This window comes from Leucobacter sp. NPDC077196 (assembly GCF_040687075.1).
GTDB lineage: Bacteria > Actinomycetota > Actinomycetes > Actinomycetales > Microbacteriaceae > Leucobacter.
Map to the genome: position 1 here is coordinate 183634 of NZ_JBFBML010000002.1, position 14137 is coordinate 197770.

General features: G+C 68.3%; 16 protein-coding genes. 8 read left to right on the forward strand and 8 right to left on the reverse strand.

The window, feature by feature from the left end; all coding sequences use genetic code 11:
• Nucleotides 1-16 precede the first annotated feature (16 nt).
• Nucleotides 17-190, forward strand: coding sequence for a twin-arginine translocase TatA/TatE family subunit (locus AB0O71_RS04555; RefSeq protein ID WP_363742559.1), 174 nt, complete (start codon nucleotides 17-19; stop codon nucleotides 188-190).
• Between the two features lie 33 nt (nucleotides 191-223).
• Entirely contained in the window at nucleotides 224-628 is a 405-nt protein-coding gene (locus AB0O71_RS04560; protein WP_363742561.1) for a twin-arginine translocase TatA/TatE family subunit, read from the forward strand.
• Between the two features lie 72 nt (nucleotides 629-700).
• Here the strand turns inward: AB0O71_RS04560 and AB0O71_RS04565 are convergent, their stop codons facing one another.
• Entirely contained in the window at nucleotides 701-1159 is a 459-nt protein-coding gene (locus AB0O71_RS04565) for a MepB family protein (protein ID WP_363742564.1), read from the reverse strand.
• A gap of 31 nt (nucleotides 1160-1190) precedes the next feature.
• Entirely contained in the window at nucleotides 1191-2651 is a 1461-nt protein-coding gene (gene purF / locus AB0O71_RS04570) for an amidophosphoribosyltransferase (protein WP_363742566.1), read from the reverse strand.
• Between the two features lie 136 nt (nucleotides 2652-2787).
• Between purF and purM the strand changes: the two genes are divergently transcribed.
• Nucleotides 2788-3897 carry a phosphoribosylformylglycinamidine cyclo-ligase gene (gene purM, locus AB0O71_RS04575; protein ID WP_363742568.1) on the forward strand — a complete coding sequence of 370 codons (1110 nt, stop codon included), beginning with the start codon at nucleotides 2788-2790 and terminating at the stop codon, nucleotides 3895-3897.
• A gap of 61 nt (nucleotides 3898-3958) precedes the next feature.
• Here purM and ispF read toward each other — a convergent pair whose 3' ends face one another.
• The 3 genes from ispF to AB0O71_RS04590 form a co-directional block, all read right to left on the reverse strand.
• Complete coding sequence (gene ispF, locus AB0O71_RS04580; RefSeq protein ID WP_363742570.1) at nucleotides 3959-4432, reverse strand: 2-C-methyl-D-erythritol 2,4-cyclodiphosphate synthase; 474 nt, start codon at nucleotides 4430-4432, stop codon at nucleotides 3959-3961.
• A gap of 5 nt (nucleotides 4433-4437) precedes the next feature.
• The gene (gene ispD / locus AB0O71_RS04585) at nucleotides 4438-5211 is read right to left on the reverse strand and encodes a 2-C-methyl-D-erythritol 4-phosphate cytidylyltransferase (RefSeq protein ID WP_363742572.1); all 774 of its coding nucleotides are present in this window, start codon (nucleotides 5209-5211) and stop codon (nucleotides 4438-4440) included.
• Between the two features lie 67 nt (nucleotides 5212-5278).
• The gene (locus tag AB0O71_RS04590) at nucleotides 5279-5764 is read right to left on the reverse strand and encodes a CarD family transcriptional regulator (protein WP_363742574.1); all 486 of its coding nucleotides are present in this window, start codon (nucleotides 5762-5764) and stop codon (nucleotides 5279-5281) included.
• Between the two features lie 164 nt (nucleotides 5765-5928).
• Between AB0O71_RS04590 and AB0O71_RS04595 the strand changes: the two genes are divergently transcribed.
• A complete protein-coding gene (locus AB0O71_RS04595) occupies nucleotides 5929-6549 on the forward strand; it encodes a DNA modification methylase (protein ID WP_363742576.1) in 621 nt (206 codons plus the stop codon).
• A gap of 119 nt (nucleotides 6550-6668) precedes the next feature.
• Here AB0O71_RS04595 and AB0O71_RS04600 read toward each other — a convergent pair whose 3' ends face one another.
• Entirely contained in the window at nucleotides 6669-7364 is a 696-nt protein-coding gene (locus tag AB0O71_RS04600) for a response regulator transcription factor (RefSeq protein ID WP_363742578.1), read from the reverse strand.
• A complete protein-coding gene (locus AB0O71_RS04605; RefSeq protein ID WP_363742580.1) occupies nucleotides 7364-8614 on the reverse strand; it encodes an ATP-binding protein in 1251 nt (416 codons plus the stop codon). The genes AB0O71_RS04600 and AB0O71_RS04605 overlap by 1 nt, the downstream gene beginning before the upstream one ends.
• A gap of 136 nt (nucleotides 8615-8750) precedes the next feature.
• On the opposite strand from AB0O71_RS04605, the gene phoU reads away from it, so the two are divergent.
• From phoU to rlmB, 3 genes are all read left to right on the forward strand, one after another.
• On the forward strand, nucleotides 8751-9392 hold the full coding sequence (phoU, locus tag AB0O71_RS04610) for a phosphate signaling complex protein PhoU (protein WP_090151867.1): 642 nt from the start codon (nucleotides 8751-8753) through the stop codon (nucleotides 9390-9392).
• Nucleotides 9393-9560: 168 nt separating this feature from the next.
• A complete protein-coding gene (gene cysS / locus AB0O71_RS04615) occupies nucleotides 9561-11021 on the forward strand; it encodes a cysteine--tRNA ligase (protein ID WP_363742583.1) in 1461 nt (486 codons plus the stop codon).
• Nucleotides 11018-12016, forward strand: coding sequence for a 23S rRNA (guanosine(2251)-2'-O)-methyltransferase RlmB (gene rlmB / locus AB0O71_RS04620; protein ID WP_090151861.1), 999 nt, complete (start codon nucleotides 11018-11020; stop codon nucleotides 12014-12016). Before cysS ends, rlmB begins: the two co-directional genes overlap by 4 nt.
• Nucleotides 12017-12083: 67 nt before the next feature.
• Here rlmB and AB0O71_RS04625 read toward each other — a convergent pair whose 3' ends face one another.
• Nucleotides 12084-13067, reverse strand: a complete 984-nt coding sequence (locus tag AB0O71_RS04625; RefSeq protein ID WP_363742586.1) for a hypothetical protein — start codon at nucleotides 13065-13067, stop codon at nucleotides 12084-12086.
• Between the two features lie 130 nt (nucleotides 13068-13197).
• Here AB0O71_RS04625 and AB0O71_RS04630 point away from each other — a divergent pair, with 130 nt between their 5' ends.
• Complete coding sequence (locus AB0O71_RS04630; protein ID WP_363742588.1) at nucleotides 13198-14040, forward strand: glycosyltransferase; 843 nt, start codon at nucleotides 13198-13200, stop codon at nucleotides 14038-14040.
• Nucleotides 14041-14137 lie beyond the last annotated feature (97 nt).

The following is a 14137-nucleotide window of genomic DNA, read 5'->3' on the forward strand; positions in this document are numbered from 1 at the left end:
CGGAAACCTCACAGGCGTGCACCTCATTGCTATCCTCTTCATCATCCTGCTGATGTTCGGCGCTCCGAAGCTTCCGGCACTGGCACGGAGCCTCGGCCAGTCGATGAAGATTCTCCGCAAGGAGGTCGGCGGCGACGCTGAGAAGACCGCGGAGGCGAAGCCCTCCAACACCCAGACGGACGCCTCGTAAGCGTCTCGCCGTAACGATCGGAGCCTGCTTTCCATGATCGGTAACCTTTCGGGGCCGACGTTGATCGTCATCCTGTTTATCGTCCTGCTGTTGTTCGGCGCACCGAAGCTTCCTGCGCTGGCGAAGAGCCTCGGCCAGTCGATGAAGATTCTGCGCAAGGAAGTCAGCTCGGATCGCGATGGGTCGGGCAACGACGCCGCCCCCGCCGAGCCGACCTCGCCGGCCGTGCCGAAGAGCCCGGTGGAGCCGGATCGCCCCGCCACGCCGCCGACCGCGCCCGCGGTGCCCCAGAGCCCCGCGAACCCGGCGGGTACGGCAGAGCCGCTCGCCTCACCCGCGGTTCCGCAGAGCCCGGCGAACTCCGAGGGGCCGGCGACGCCGCAGGCGCCTCCTGCCGTGCCGCAGAGCCCGGTCGATCCCGACGAGCCGAAGCGCTGAGCTCCCGCTGAAGCGCGAAGAACCCCCTGCCCGATCGCGCAGGGGGTTCTTCATGTGTGCGGGACGCGCCGCTCAGTTACATCGCGGGAGTTCGGTGAACGCCGACGCCTGCGCCGCCTGGCTCGCGGTCGCGCGCTCGTTCAACTCCTCGCACCACGCGGGGTACACGCGGAACCCGCGCTTGCCCGGTCGGCGTGCGCTCTCCGTGACCCCCAGTCCGCGCAGGTGCTCGGCCGTGAAACGGAACACCCCGCGCCGCGGCCCGTCGGAGACGAACACGAGGAGGCCGCGCGCCGGGTCGTTGTTCGGCAGCGGCACGGTGTTGCCCTCGGCGTCGCGCGCCCAGACCGCCACGAAGGCGCCGGGCTTCTTCGGGGTGTTCCGCGCAGTACGAATGTGCCAGGTCTCACCGTCAATCACGGCCAGGCCTGACTCGTAATCGCTGTTCTGCTCTTCCGGCACGACCGAGCGCACGCAGTCGGCAGAACCGAATGCGTGCGCGACGTACTGCTCGAACGCGGTGAACGCCATGATGAGGGAGCGGGCCGAGGTCTGCGGATCCTCAGCTCTCCTGCGTCGCCTCGACCCAGGCGAGGTACTCCTCGTCGACACTGCCCGTGATGTACTCGCCGGTGAAGCAGCTCTGCTCGAGCTCGGTCACGCGATCCTGCCCCGCGAGAATTGCGCGGTTCATGCCCTCGACGCTCATGTAGACGAGGTGATCGGCGTTCAGCTCAGTGGCGATCTCGGCGGGGGTACGGCCGTGCGCGATCAGCTCGTTGCGCGAGGGCATGTTGATGCCGTAGACGTGCGGGAAGATCACGGGTGGCGCGGCCGAGGCGAAGATGACCGACTTGGCGCCCGCGGCGCGAGCCATCTCGACGATCTCGCGCGACGTGGTGCCGCGCACGATCGAGTCGTCGACGAGCAGCACGTTCTTGCCCGCGAACTCCGAGCTCATGGCGTTGAGCTTCTGCCGCACGCTGCGCTTGCGCACCGCCTGGCCGGGCATGATGAACGTGCGGCCGATGTAGTGGTTCTTGAAGAACCCCTCGCGGTACGGAACGCCCAGTCGCTGCGCAAGCTGCATCGCGCTCGGTCGACCCGAGTCGGGAATCGGCATCACGACATCGATCTCGACGCCCGGCAGCTCGGCCTGCACCTGCTCGGCGAGCACATCGCCCAGGCGCAGACGCGCCTCGTAGACCGAGATGCCGCTGAGCACGGAGTCGGGGCGGGCGAGGTAGATGTACTCGAACGCGCAGGGAACGAGCTGCGTTTCCGTGCTGCACTGCTGCGACTTCATGGTGCCGTCTGGGGAGATGAGGATCGCTTCACCGGGTTCGACGTCGCGCACGCGCTCGTAGCCGCCCGATTCGAGCACCAGCGACTCAGAGGCGACGACCCACTCATCGCTGCCATTCGCGCCGGTGCGGCGCCCGAGCACGAGCGGGCGGATGCCGAACGGGTCGCGGAAGGCGAGGAGGCCGTAGCCCGCGATCAGAGCGATGGCCGCGTACGACCCCTCGACGCGCTCGTGCACGCGGGAGACGGCCGCGAAGACTTGCTCGGCGTCGAGCGAGAGCCCGCTGATGGTCGACTGCAGCTCATTGGCCAGCACGTTGAGCAGCAGCTCCGTGTCGGAGTGCGTGTTGAGGTGACGGCGGTCGACGTTGTAGAGGTCGGCCGTGAGCTCGCGGGTGTTCGTCAGGTTGCCGTTGTGCACGAGGATGATGCCGTAGGGGGCGCCGACGTAGAACGGCTGCGCCTCGTCCTCGGCGGCCGCCGAGCCGCGGGTCGCGTACCGCACGTGGCCGAGACCGACGTTGCCGGTGAGGCTGCGCATATCGCGGGTGCGGTAGGCCTCGCGCACCTGGCCCTTGGCCTTCACCATGTGGAAGAAGTCGCCGTCGAGCGTGGCGATGCCCGTCGAATCCTGCCCGCGGTGCTGCAGCAGCAGGAGGCTGTCGTAGATCTGCTGGTTGACGGGTTCGGGCGAGACGATACCGACGATGCCGCACATGCTGTTGTGAATGCTCCCTGCGAAGTGGGTGGTGCGTCGAGTCGAGGTGACGCACCGCCTAGTCTCCCACACGCAGCAGGGCGATCGATCGGCGCGACCAATCCCGGTGCGCTGCACCGCAGGGTACGCTGGTCGAGTGAGCGAAAACGCGTCGATCTATGCCCAGTCCGGAGTCGATACCGCTGCCGGTGATCTGGCCGTCGAGCTGATGAAGTCGGCGGTGGCGCGCACCCACGGGCCCGAGGTGATCGGGGGCGTCGGCGGCTTCGCGGGGCTGTTCGACGCCTCTGCGCTCAAGGAGTACCGTCGCCCGCTGCTCGCGAGCGCCACCGACGGGGTGGGCACGAAGGTCGCCATTGCTCAGGCCATGGACATCCACGACACCATCGGGCAGGATCTCGTCGCCATGATCGTCGACGACATCGTCGTAGTGGGCGCAAAGCCGCTCGCCATGACCGACTACATCGCCTGCGGCAAGGTGGTGCCGCAGCGCATCGCCGACATCGTGCGCGGGATCGCCGAGGCCTGCGAGGCCACGGGCACTGCGCTCGTCGGCGGTGAGACCGCTGAGCACCCCGGCCTGCTCGGAGTCGACGACTACGACGTGGCCGGCGCAGCGGTCGGCGTGGTCGAGGCCGACCGCGTGCTCGGGCCGGAGCGCGTCGCCGACGGCGACGTGATCCTCGCCCTCGGCGCCTCCGGTCTCCACTCGAACGGATTCTCGCTCGTGCGCCACATTCTCGCGTCGAAGGGCGTCTCGTACACGGACCAGAGCGCCGATCTCGGTGCGAGCTACGGCGAGGCGCTGCTCGTGCCGACCGCGCTCTACACCTCGCCGCTGCTGCGCGTGCTCGGCGACCCGGCGCTCGACGGTGCGATCCACGCGCTCTCGCACGTGACCGGTGGCGGCATCGCGGCGAACCTCGCCCGCGTGCTGCCCGTCGGCACCTGGACCGAGCTGGATCGCGGCGCCTGGTCGCCGCTTCCCGTCTTCCGGCATCTCGCCGATCTCGGCGGGCACTCGCTCGAGTCGGTCGAAGGCGCGTGGAACCTCGGCATCGGCATGTTCGCCGTGGTCGACGCGGCGTCGGCGCAGCACGTCGCCGCCGCACTCACCGCCGAAGGGCTCGACGTGTGGGTCGCGGGTTCGGTCTCTGCGTCGTCCCGCGATCTCGCCGGGTTCGAGCAGGGAGCCAAGGGCGTGCAGGGCGGCGCGGTGCGCCTCGTGGGGTCGTACGCGGCGTAGTTCGCGGGCCGACTCCCGGTTCGCACGCCACGCAGGGCCCCGCGCCCACCAGGGTCCGCGCTCAGGCGTCGGCGCGCTCGATGAGCGCCGTCGCGATCACGGCGAGTCCCTCGCCGCGGCCGGTGAAGCCGAGATGGTCGGTGGTGGTCGCGGCGAGCGACACGGGCGCACCGACGAGCTCAGACATCACCCGCTGAGCCTCATCCCGGCGCGCTGCGAAGCGCGGGCGGTTGCCCACGATCTGCACGGACACGTTCACCGGCGACCACCCGTGCGACGCGAGGCGTTCGAGGGCCGCGCGCACGAACCCCGTGCTCGGCGCTCCCGCGGTGCCGGGCTCGTCGATGCCGACCAGCTCGCCGATGTCGCCGAGGCCGGCAGCCGAGAGCAGCGCATCGACCACCGCGTGGCAGACCGCATCGCCATCGCTGTGCCCCGCGAGCGCACGCTCACCCGGCCAGTCGAGGCCCGCCAAGCGCAGGGGTGCGGCAGACACGTCGTCGGCGTACGCGTGCACGTCGAACCCGGTGCCCACGCGAATCACTGCTCAGACTCCAGCCCGGCGGCGTTGACCGCGAGAAAGTGCTCGAGGATCGGGATGTCGTCTGGCGTCGTCAGCTTGTGGGCGCGCAGCTCGCCCGGCACCGTGCGCACACGACCGCCACCGCGCTGCACCACTTCGGCGTCATCGGTCGGGGGAGCGCTCTGCAGCTCGGCATCGGCGTAGGCCGCGGCGAGGGCTTCACGGGGAAAACCCTGCGGGGTCTGCACCCCGACGAGCGCCTGGCGATCCACCGTTTCATGGACGAACCCGTCGGCGTCGACCCGCTTCAACGTGTCGGTCATGCCGAGTGCGGGCACGACCCCGTCACCCGTCGCTCGCACCTCGGCAATCACTCGCTCGAAGAGACCCGCGCTCGCGAAGGGTCGAGCGGCGTCGTGCACGAGCACCGTGTCGATCGAGTCGGGCAGCGCGTCGAGGCCGAACCGCACGGACTCGTAGCGCTCGCGGCCACCGGGTACGACCGACACCTCCCACCGTGTGCGGTCGGGCAACACTCGCTCGATCAACTCCAGTGTCTGGGCGGCGTGCGATTCGGGAACCACCACCACGAGGTGCCCGGCGTGCGGAAGCGATGTGACGACGCCGATGCCGAACTCGATCAGCGGGCGACCGTGCAGCTCGAAGAACGCCTTCGGTTGATCGGCGCCGAGGCGCTGCCCGCTGCCGGCGCCGACGAGCACGACGCCGAGCGTCGCGAGCGGGTGCGGAACGGCGTCGTCGGCTTCAGTGAGAAAGGCTGAGCTGCTCATGCGCCCAGGCTACCCGGGTGCTGCGGGTCAGCGGGGGCGGGATCGGCGAGGCGCGATCCACCTCGACTTACGAGGCCAGCACCTCGTCGACGAGCGAACCGGCCTGCAGCTCATCGGTCTTCTCGGCGAGCGCGATCTCTGAGACGAGAATCTGCCGCGCCTTGGCCAGCATGCGCTTCTCGCCCGCGGAGAGCGCGCGGATGTCGCGGTCGCGCCGCCAGAGGTCGCGCACCACTTCTGAGACTTTGAGCACGTCGCCCGACGCGAGCTTCTCGAGGTTCGCCTTGTAGCGCCTCGACCAGTTCGACGGTTCTTCCGTGAAGGGCGCGCGCAGCACGTCGAACACCCGCTCAAGGCCATCGCGATCGATGACATCGCGCACGCCGACAAGCTCGCAGTTCTCGGCGGGAACTTCGATGGTGAGCTTGTCTTCGGCGACTTGCAGTGTGAGGAACGTCTGCTCTCGGCCGCCGAGCTTGCGCTGCTTCACCTCGATGATTCTCGCCGCACCATGATGCGGGTAGACCACGGTCTCGCCGACCTCAAATTGCATCGAATGGCTCCTTCACAATTCGCCCTCAGGGTACCACAGCGACTCGAAGAAGTTAGGTGAGCCTAAGCTGCAGCTGTGCGACGGCGCCGATAAGATAAAGCCAACTGTGCGCGCGTGTTCTGGGCGCACGCTTCGCGGATCACCATACGGCTCGGAGGACAACCTTGAAGACTCGGATCGCCTCGACCGTCGCAGTTGCGGCGGCCATCGCGCTCGGCGCTACCGGCTGCAGCCTCGTCGCTCCGATCGCCACCGCCACGCCCTACGCGCCGAGCGACGGCGTGAACGTCGACGTCGGCGCGGTCGACGTGCGCAACATCATGCTCGTCGCCGACGAGTCGGGCGAGAACTTCAACGTGGTGTTCGGCGCGGTCAATCGATCGGGCGAGCCGCAGGACCTCACGATCACCTTCATGGGGTCGGGGTCACAGCAGGCGAGCGCCGATTTCGAGGTTCCCACGGGCAACACGCTGTTCGGTGATCCCGAGGGCGAGCAGACGCCGGTACTCGTGACCATCGACGGCCTCGAGGTCGGGTCGACGATCGAGGCGTACTTCCAGGTCACCGGCGCCGCCGAAGTGCCGTACAAGGTTCCCGTGCTCGACGGCACGCTCGAGGAGTACCGCGACTACGTGCTTCCCGAGAACTTCAGCTCGAGCGAGAGCGGCGACGACAGCACGGTTGGCGACAAGATCACCGAGGCCGACGAGATCGCCGATCAGTCGAAGATCGGCGACGACTTGACCGATGAGGAAGCCGCCACCGAGGAGACTGACTCCGAGTAGACCGACTCCGAGTAGACCGACTCCGAGTCGTCGTTTGAAGAAGCCCCCGGATCCGTCAGGATCACGGGGGCTTTTCTCTCACTGAAGTCACCGCACCAGCGCAGCCACGCCGCGCACCCCTACCCGAAGCGGTAGCCGACCCCGCGCACGGTGGAGATGAGCTTCGGCTTCGACGGCTCCTCCTCGATGCGCGCCCGGATGCGCTTGATGTGGACGTCGAGGGTCTTCGTGTCGCCGTAGTAGTTGCTGCCCCAGACGCGGTCGATGAGCTGACCGCGGGTGAGCACGCGTCCCGCATGGCGCATGAGCATCTCCAGCAGCTCGAACTCGCGCAGCGGCATGGAGATCTCGTCGCCGCGCACGGCGACCGCGTGCCGCTCGGAGTCGAGGCGGATCCCGAGCTCGTCGAGCACGAGGGCGTCGAAATCGTCGACCCGTTCCTCTTCCACCGAGCCCGAACGCCGCAGGGCCGCGCGCACGCGGGCGAGCAGTTCGCGGGTCGAGTACGGCTTCGTGATGTAGTCGTCGGCGCCGAGTTCGAGGCCCACCACGATGTCGATCTCGCTGTCTTTCGCGGTGAGCATGATCACCGGCACCTGCGAGGTCTGTCGGATCGCCCGGCAGACCTCTGTGCCGGGCAGGCTCGGCAGCATCAGATCGAGCAGTACCAGGTCGGGCTGCGCAGCCGCGAATGTCGTGACCGCCTCTGCGCCGTCGTCGACCACGGTGACCCGGTAGCCTTCGCGCTCGAGCAGGAAGGACAGCGGTCGGGAGATCGACTCCTCGTCTTCGACGAGCAGGATGTGCTGTGCCACTACTGTGGTCCCTTCTCATGGACCGGCTCTGATGGAACCGGAGAAATCGTGTCCGTCTGGCTCGCTCGCAGCGCGGTTTTCACGGCGCGCTTCGCCTTCTTCACGCGCTTCGCACTCTTGGCCGGGTCGTTCGAGACCTGCACGGGGAAGGTCAACGTGAAACTCGATCCCACGCCCTGCTGCGACCACACATCGACGTCGCCGCCGTGCGCGCGCATGGTGTGCCGAGCGATGCTGAGCCCGAGGCCGGTGCCGCCCTCGACGCGGGTGCGCGCTCCGTCGACCCGGTAGAAGCGCTCGAAGATGCGGGGGAGGTGCTCGGAGGGAATGCCCTCGCCCTGATCGGTCACCGTCACGACGAAGCGGTTCTTCTCGCGCGCCATGCCCACGCCCACGCGCCCGCCCTCCGGAGAGTGCCGAATGGCGTTGCTGAGCAGGTTCGCGACGGCCGAGCTCAGCGAAGTGGGGCGGCCGAGGATCACCGCATCGCGCGCTTTCGAATCGTCGGCGGTGATGACGAGATCGACGTGGTGCTGCTCGGCGAACGCGCGGTGCGTTTCGACCTCGGCGCGCACGAGGTCGAGCAACGAGACGGACTCGCGATCCTCGGGCCGCAAGGTCGACTGAGCCTCTGAGAGCTGGATGATGTCGCGCGAGAGCTCGCCGAGGCGGCGTGACTCCTTGACGAGGCTCTTCGCGAAGTCGCGCACGAGTGTCGGCTCATCGGCCGCCTCCTGCACCGCTTCGGAGAGGAGACCGATCGCCGCGATCGGCGTCTTCAGCTCGTGACTCACATTTGCGATGAAGTCGCGGCGCATGGCGTTGACGCGCTGCTCCTCGCCCATGTCCTCGGCGAGGATCACCACGAACCGCTGCTGCAGGCGCACGATGTGAATACGCACCGTGTCAGACGGGTCGCTCGGGTCGGGATCGTGCGTATCGGGAATGCCCGACGACATCACGCGGCGCACGCGACTGAGGAACTCGGTGTCCAACAGTTCTTCGTCACTCAGGTGCCGCTCCTGGCGGGCGACCGGGTTGACGTAGACGGGGGCGAGGGCCGAGTCGAGCACGACGGCGAACGTGTCGACCTCGTCGAGGATCGCGGTGGCCACCTCGGGCAGCTCGGGTCGCATCTCTTTCGACCGCCGAACCCCTGCAGCACGGGCGCCCACGATTGCTATGGTGGTGCCTACGCCGATGAGTATGCCGAGTGCCGTCGCCGCGAGTACGAGCAGGGTCGGATCCATGTCTCTCATCGTAGATGGGCGCACAGACCTCGGACCCCAGAGTTCAACTGTTGTTTACCTGCTGGTGCGCCGTGGTTCATTGGTTCCGCCCAAACTGGTTGAGGTTGCGCGTCTGCGCATACAGAGAGGAAACCCCATGCGTGAGGTCTTTCAGCAGTCGCTTCGCGATGTGCAAGATCGCCTGGTACTGATCGCCGAACTGGTCGAGCAGGCCATCACGGAGGCGACCACCGCCTTCGGTAGTTCTGACGTCGCGATCGCCGAGAAGGTCATCGACCGCGTCGACGAGATCGAGATCCTGGCCGCCGAGCTTGATCAGCTGACCATCGACATCCTGGCGCGGCAGCAGCCGGTCGCCTCCGACCTGCGTCTCATGGTCGGGTCGCTGCGCATGAGCGCATCGCTCGAGCGGATGGCCGACCTGGCGCAGCACATCGCTCAGCTCGCCCGCTACCGGTACCCCGAGAGCGCGATTCCGGCTGGCCTCACGAAGACGTTCGCCCGGATGGGCGCGCTCGACGTGGAGATGGCGCGCAAGATCGTCGACCTGCTGCGTACGCAGGAGCCCCGCATCATCGCCGAGGTGCGCGACCTCGATGACGACCTCGACGAGTTGCACGCCAAGGTGTTCGAGAAGGTGCTCAGCGACAACCTCGCCGAGACCCCGGCGAACGTGGTCGATTCGACGCTCGCGAGCCGCTACCACGAGCGCTTCGGCGACCACGCGGTCGGCATCGCCCGCCAGATCCAGTACTTCATCAGCGGCTCGCTCGACTGAGCGCTCGTTGCGGTGCACCAGCGCCCCGTCCGGCTTCGCGCCGTGCGGGGCGCTGGTGCACCTGCCGTGAGCCCGCCGGTCGCGAGCCGTGAGCCGCCGGTCGCGTGCCGTGAGCCGCCGGTCGTGTGCCGTGAGCTACCGGGAAGCACCGGCGGTAGGCTGATACCCGTGAATCAACGCATCTACGACTCGCGCGCGCAAGCGGTCGTCGACTTCATCCCCCTCGAGGCCGGCAAGGTCGGGCTCTACGTCTGCGGCCCGACGGTGCAGTCGGCCCCCCATATCGGGCACCTCCGCAGCGCGCTCGTCTACGACCAGATGCGCCGGTGGTTCGCAGCGACCGGGCACGACGTCACCTTGATTCGCAACGTCACCGACATCGACGACAAGATTCTCGACAACGCGCGCGTCGCGCAGGCGGAGCAGGGCTCGAGCGAAGAGTGGTGGGCGCTGGCCTACCGCGTCGAGCGCGTCTTCTCCGCGGCGTACGACGCGATCGGCGTGCAGGCCCCCACGTACGAGCCGCGCGCCACGGCAAACATTCGCGAGATGGTCGAACTCATCGAGCTGCTGATCGACCGCGGGCACGCGTATGCGGCGAACGACGGATCGGCGAGCGTCTACTTCGACACGGCGAGCTGGCCCGAGTACGGCGCTCTCACCCGGCAGCAGCGCGACCAGATGGAAGACGCCGCCGACTCCGAGCCGGTCGGCAAGCGCGACCCCCGCGACTTCGCGCTGTGGAAGGCGCACCGCGACGGGGAGCCCGTGACCGCCGCGTGGCCGTCGCCGTGGGGTCTGGGCCGGCCCGGCTGGCACATCGAGTGCTCGGCGATGGCGACGCGCTACCTCGGCGAGGAGTTCGACATTCACGGCGGCGGGCTCGACCTGCGCTTTCCGCATCACGAGAACGAACTCGCGCAGTCGCAGGCGGCGGGCCACCCGTTCGCGCGGCACTGGATTCACAACGGGCTCGTGAACACCGGTGGCCAGAAGATGTCGAAGTCGCTCGGCAATTCGCTCTTCGCCGAGGATCTGCTCGCACAGGCCCGCCCGATCGTGCTGCGGTATTTTCTGGGCTCCGCGCACTACCGCTCGGTGCTCGAGTTCTCCGAGAGCTCGCTCTCCGAAGCCGAAGCGGCGTTCTCGCGCATCGAGGGGTTTCTCGAGCGGGTGGGAGAGCTGCAAGGCTCCGACGCATCCAGCGCTGAGGCCACCTCCGATTCCGGGAACACAGCCGACCGCCTTCCCGCTGCGTTCGTCGCCGCGATGCTCGACGACTTCGCGATCCCGCAGGCGCTCGCCGCAGTGCACGAGGCGGTGCGCGCCGGCAACTCGGCATTGGCCGATGGGGATGCACAGCTCGCGAACCAGCACGGCCGCGACGTGTCGCGTATGCTTGACGTTCTCGGCTTGCACCCGCACGACCCGCAGTGGTCCGCGAGCAGCACCGACACGAGCACCGCCGAGTCCGCACTCGGCACCCTGGTCGATGACCTCCTCGCACAGCGCACCCGGGCGCGCGCCGATACAGACTTCGCTACGAGCGACGCGATCCGCGACCGGCTGCTGGCAGCCGGCATCGCGCTCGAAGACACCCCGAACGGACCCCGCTGGAGCCTGACATGACGAATAAGAAGAGCCGCACTGGCGCTGTACGCAAGAAGGGCCTCGGCAAGGCCGTCGGTTCGGGTGGCCAGGGGCGCCAGGCGCTCGAGGGTCGTGGCCCCACGCCGCGCGCCGAAGACCGCGAGTACCACGCCAAGTACAAAGAGAAGAAGGCCCGCGAGCGCTACGACGCCGCAAAGGCCCGGTACACCGAGCGCACCGGTCGCCCGGCCGAGCGCGGTGGCCGCAACAAGAAGGACGAGAGCGAGCTCGTCACCGGCCGCAACGCGGTGCTCGAGGCGCTGCGGGCGAAGATTCCCGCCACCACGCTGTACATCGCGGCGCGCGTCGAGATGGATGACCGTATGCGCGAGATCCTGCGCAATGCGACGAACCGCGGCCTCGCCGTGCTCGAGATCATGCGCCCCGAGATGGACCGCATGGTCGAGCGCGACACCGTGCATCAGGGCGTCGTGCTCAAGGTGCCGCCGCTGGAGCACGCGCACCCGATGGAGGTGCTCGACGAGGTGATCGATCGCGGCGAGACCCCGCTGTTCGTCGCGCTCGACGGCGTGACGGACCCGCGAAACCTCGGTGCGATCATCCGCTCCGTCGCCGCGTTCGGCGGACACGCGGTCATCGTGCCGCAGCGTCGTTCGGCGAGTCTGAACTCGGCTGCGTGGAAGACGTCTGCGGGTGCCGCAGCCCGCGTGCCCGTCGCGATGGCGTCGAACCTGACGCAGACGCTCAAGGAGTTCAAGAAGCAGGGCGTCTTCGTGGTTGGCCTTGACGGCGACGGCGAGGTGTCGCTGCCCGGTCTCGAGCTGGCGGATCGCCCGGTCGTCGTGGTGGTCGGCAGCGAGGGCAAGGGGCTCTCCCGTCTGGTGACTGAAACGTGCGACGCGGTCGTGTCGATCCCGATCTCCTCGGCTACCGAATCGCTGAACGCCGGTATCGCGGCGAGCGTCTCGCTCTACGAGATCGCCCGCCTCCGCGCCGAGCGCGCTGGGGCGTAAGCCGCGTCGGACGAACCGCCAATTCTGTGCGTTAAAGCCTGCTATTACGCACAGAATTGGCGGTTCGTCATGGCTTCGGGGCCCAGCCCCGCTGTCGCAGCGCCGTCTCGACCCGAGAGCGGAGCTCGCGAGTGCGTGTGTACTGGAGCGACGCCGTGACGCGGATGACTCGCCAGCCTGCTGCCTCGTACGCGTGGTACTTGTCGATATCGCGGTTCCACTGACGCGTCTGCACCCGGTGATGCGCGCCCTCGTACTCGAGCGCCAATCGATACTGCGGAAACGCGAGTTCGCTCGCGCCGAGAAGTCTGCCCTGGTCGTCGTAGACGTCGTAATCGAGGGCGGGTTCGGGCAATCCCCATTTCATGAGCAGCAGACGGAAGTGGCTCTCCGGTGCTGATGCGCTTCCGGTTTCGAGGAGTGGGAGCGCCGTGCGCAGCGCGGCGTTGCCGCGTCGCTGCACCACTTCGACGATGGCGGCCAAGTCGTCCACCGTTGCGAGCGGCGGGCGTTCGAGCCGACGCGTACCCGGAATGCGCGGGCGGCGGATCACCGCATCGCCGAGTGCCACGAGATCGGGGAGCGAAAGCTCGCAGCCGAGCATCGCCCACACGTCAGCGGGGGAGGGGACGGGAAGCCTGGCGACCACTGTCAGCTTGATGTGCGCGGCCGAAAGGTAACGCCCCCGAACGCCTGTCATGCGGGGAGGGTGGTTCCCTTCGAGGGACGCGATGTCTATGCGATCGTCGTTGCGTGCGGGTACTGGAAGCCCATGAATCACTGCCGCCGTCGCGTGACTGAAGCAGTGCCGGGTGTGCAGCGTATGCGCGGCCGCGCGAGCGCGAACGAGCTGGCGGTTGCGCCACGACGCGGCCGGATGATCGGGCGACACCGATTCTCGGACCGGAACGACGCGGCGATAGACGCCGTGGAGCACGCGTTCGACATCGGGCGCTGCGAGCCTGCGCGACGAAACGCCGGCTCGGAGGGCTTCCGCCCTTGTGAAGGTGGTGCCGAGGCATTCGGGTAAGGGGAGGGATCCGCGCGGCATGATGCCAGCGTCGCACCGGTGCCGCGCCGCCCGTTGGCCCCGCTCGGAATCTGTGGAGAACTGCGACCGAGGGCTGTGTTGGTGCCAGGGTGAGCGGCGAGGCGCCCTCCGCCAGCGCTAGGCTGGAAGCGTGCCCACCGCCGACTTCTCCCTGCTGCTGCCGGTGTACGCCGCCGACGACGCCGCGTTCGTGCGGGCCGCGTTCGAGAGCTCGGTCGACGGGCAAACGCTCAGCCCGGCAGAAGCCGTGATCGTGCAAGACGGCCCGGTACCCGACGCGCTCGCCGCCGAACTCGCACGCATCGTCGCCGAGAGCCCCATTCCGGTGCAGCTCGTGCGCCTCCCCGAAAACCTCGGGCTCGCGGAAGCGCTGAATTGCGGGCTCGACGCCGTATCCCACCCGATCGTCGCGCGCATGGACGCCGACGACGTCTCCGTGCCCGAGCGCTTCGCCCGGCAGTGGGAGTTGATCGAGGCGGGCTTCGACCTCGTGGGCACGGGGATGGCAGAGTTCGAGTCGGATCCGGATCGCCCGGCCTCCGTGCGCACCCCGCCCGTCGGGGCCGCCCGCATTCGGGAGCACGCGCGCACGCACAACCCGTTCAACCATCCGACGATGATGTACCGGGTTGCAGCGATCGACCGGATCGGGCGCTACGAGCCCTTCGGCAAGATGGAAGACTATTGGCTCGGCGTGCGGCTCATCGACTCGGGCGCTCGCATCGAGAACATCGCGGAGCCGCTGCTGCGGTACCGCGTGGGGTCTGGCTCGTTCGCGAGGCGCGGCGGGTGGCGTGAGGCCCGCACCGAGTGGAAGCTGCAGCGCGAGCTGCTGCGCATGGGGTTCGTGACGGTGCCCCAGTACGCGCGCAACGTGGTGATGAAGGGCGCGTACCGCCTGCTGCCGGCCGGCGTGAAGCGGGTGCTCTTCAGAGGCTTGATCAGCGGAGGGCTTCCCGGGGATCGGTCGTAGCGCACTGAGGGTGACGCCCTGCATGCACTGGGTGTTACATTTATCTCCTGCCGGGTGGGGTCCCGGCTCTGAGACGGCCTTCTCCGGCGCGTCTCTC

Coding starts and splice junctions, on each gene's coding strand:
- AB0O71_RS04560 (WP_363742561.1), top strand. CDS start 224: ATGATCGGTAACCTTTCGGGGCCGACGTTGATCGTCATCCTGTTTATC.
- AB0O71_RS04565 (WP_363742564.1), bottom strand. CDS start 1,159: ATGGCGTTCACCGCGTTCGAGCAGTACGTCGCGCACGCATTCGGTTCT.
- purF (WP_363742566.1), bottom strand. CDS start 2,651: ATGTGCGGCATCGTCGGTATCGTCTCGCCCGAACCCGTCAACCAGCAG.
- ispD (WP_363742572.1), bottom strand. CDS start 5,211: ATGAGCAGCTCAGCCTTTCTCACTGAAGCCGACGACGCCGTTCCGCAC.
- AB0O71_RS04590 (WP_363742574.1), bottom strand. CDS start 5,764: ATGCAATTTGAGGTCGGCGAGACCGTGGTCTACCCGCATCATGGTGCG.
- AB0O71_RS04605 (WP_363742580.1), bottom strand. CDS start 8,614: ATGGATCCGACCCTGCTCGTACTCGCGGCGACGGCACTCGGCATACTC.
- phoU (WP_090151867.1), top strand. CDS start 8,751: ATGCGTGAGGTCTTTCAGCAGTCGCTTCGCGATGTGCAAGATCGCCTG.
- rlmB (WP_090151861.1), top strand. CDS start 11,018: ATGACGAATAAGAAGAGCCGCACTGGCGCTGTACGCAAGAAGGGCCTC.
- AB0O71_RS04625 (WP_363742586.1), bottom strand. CDS start 13,067: ATGCCGCGCGGATCCCTCCCCTTACCCGAATGCCTCGGCACCACCTTC.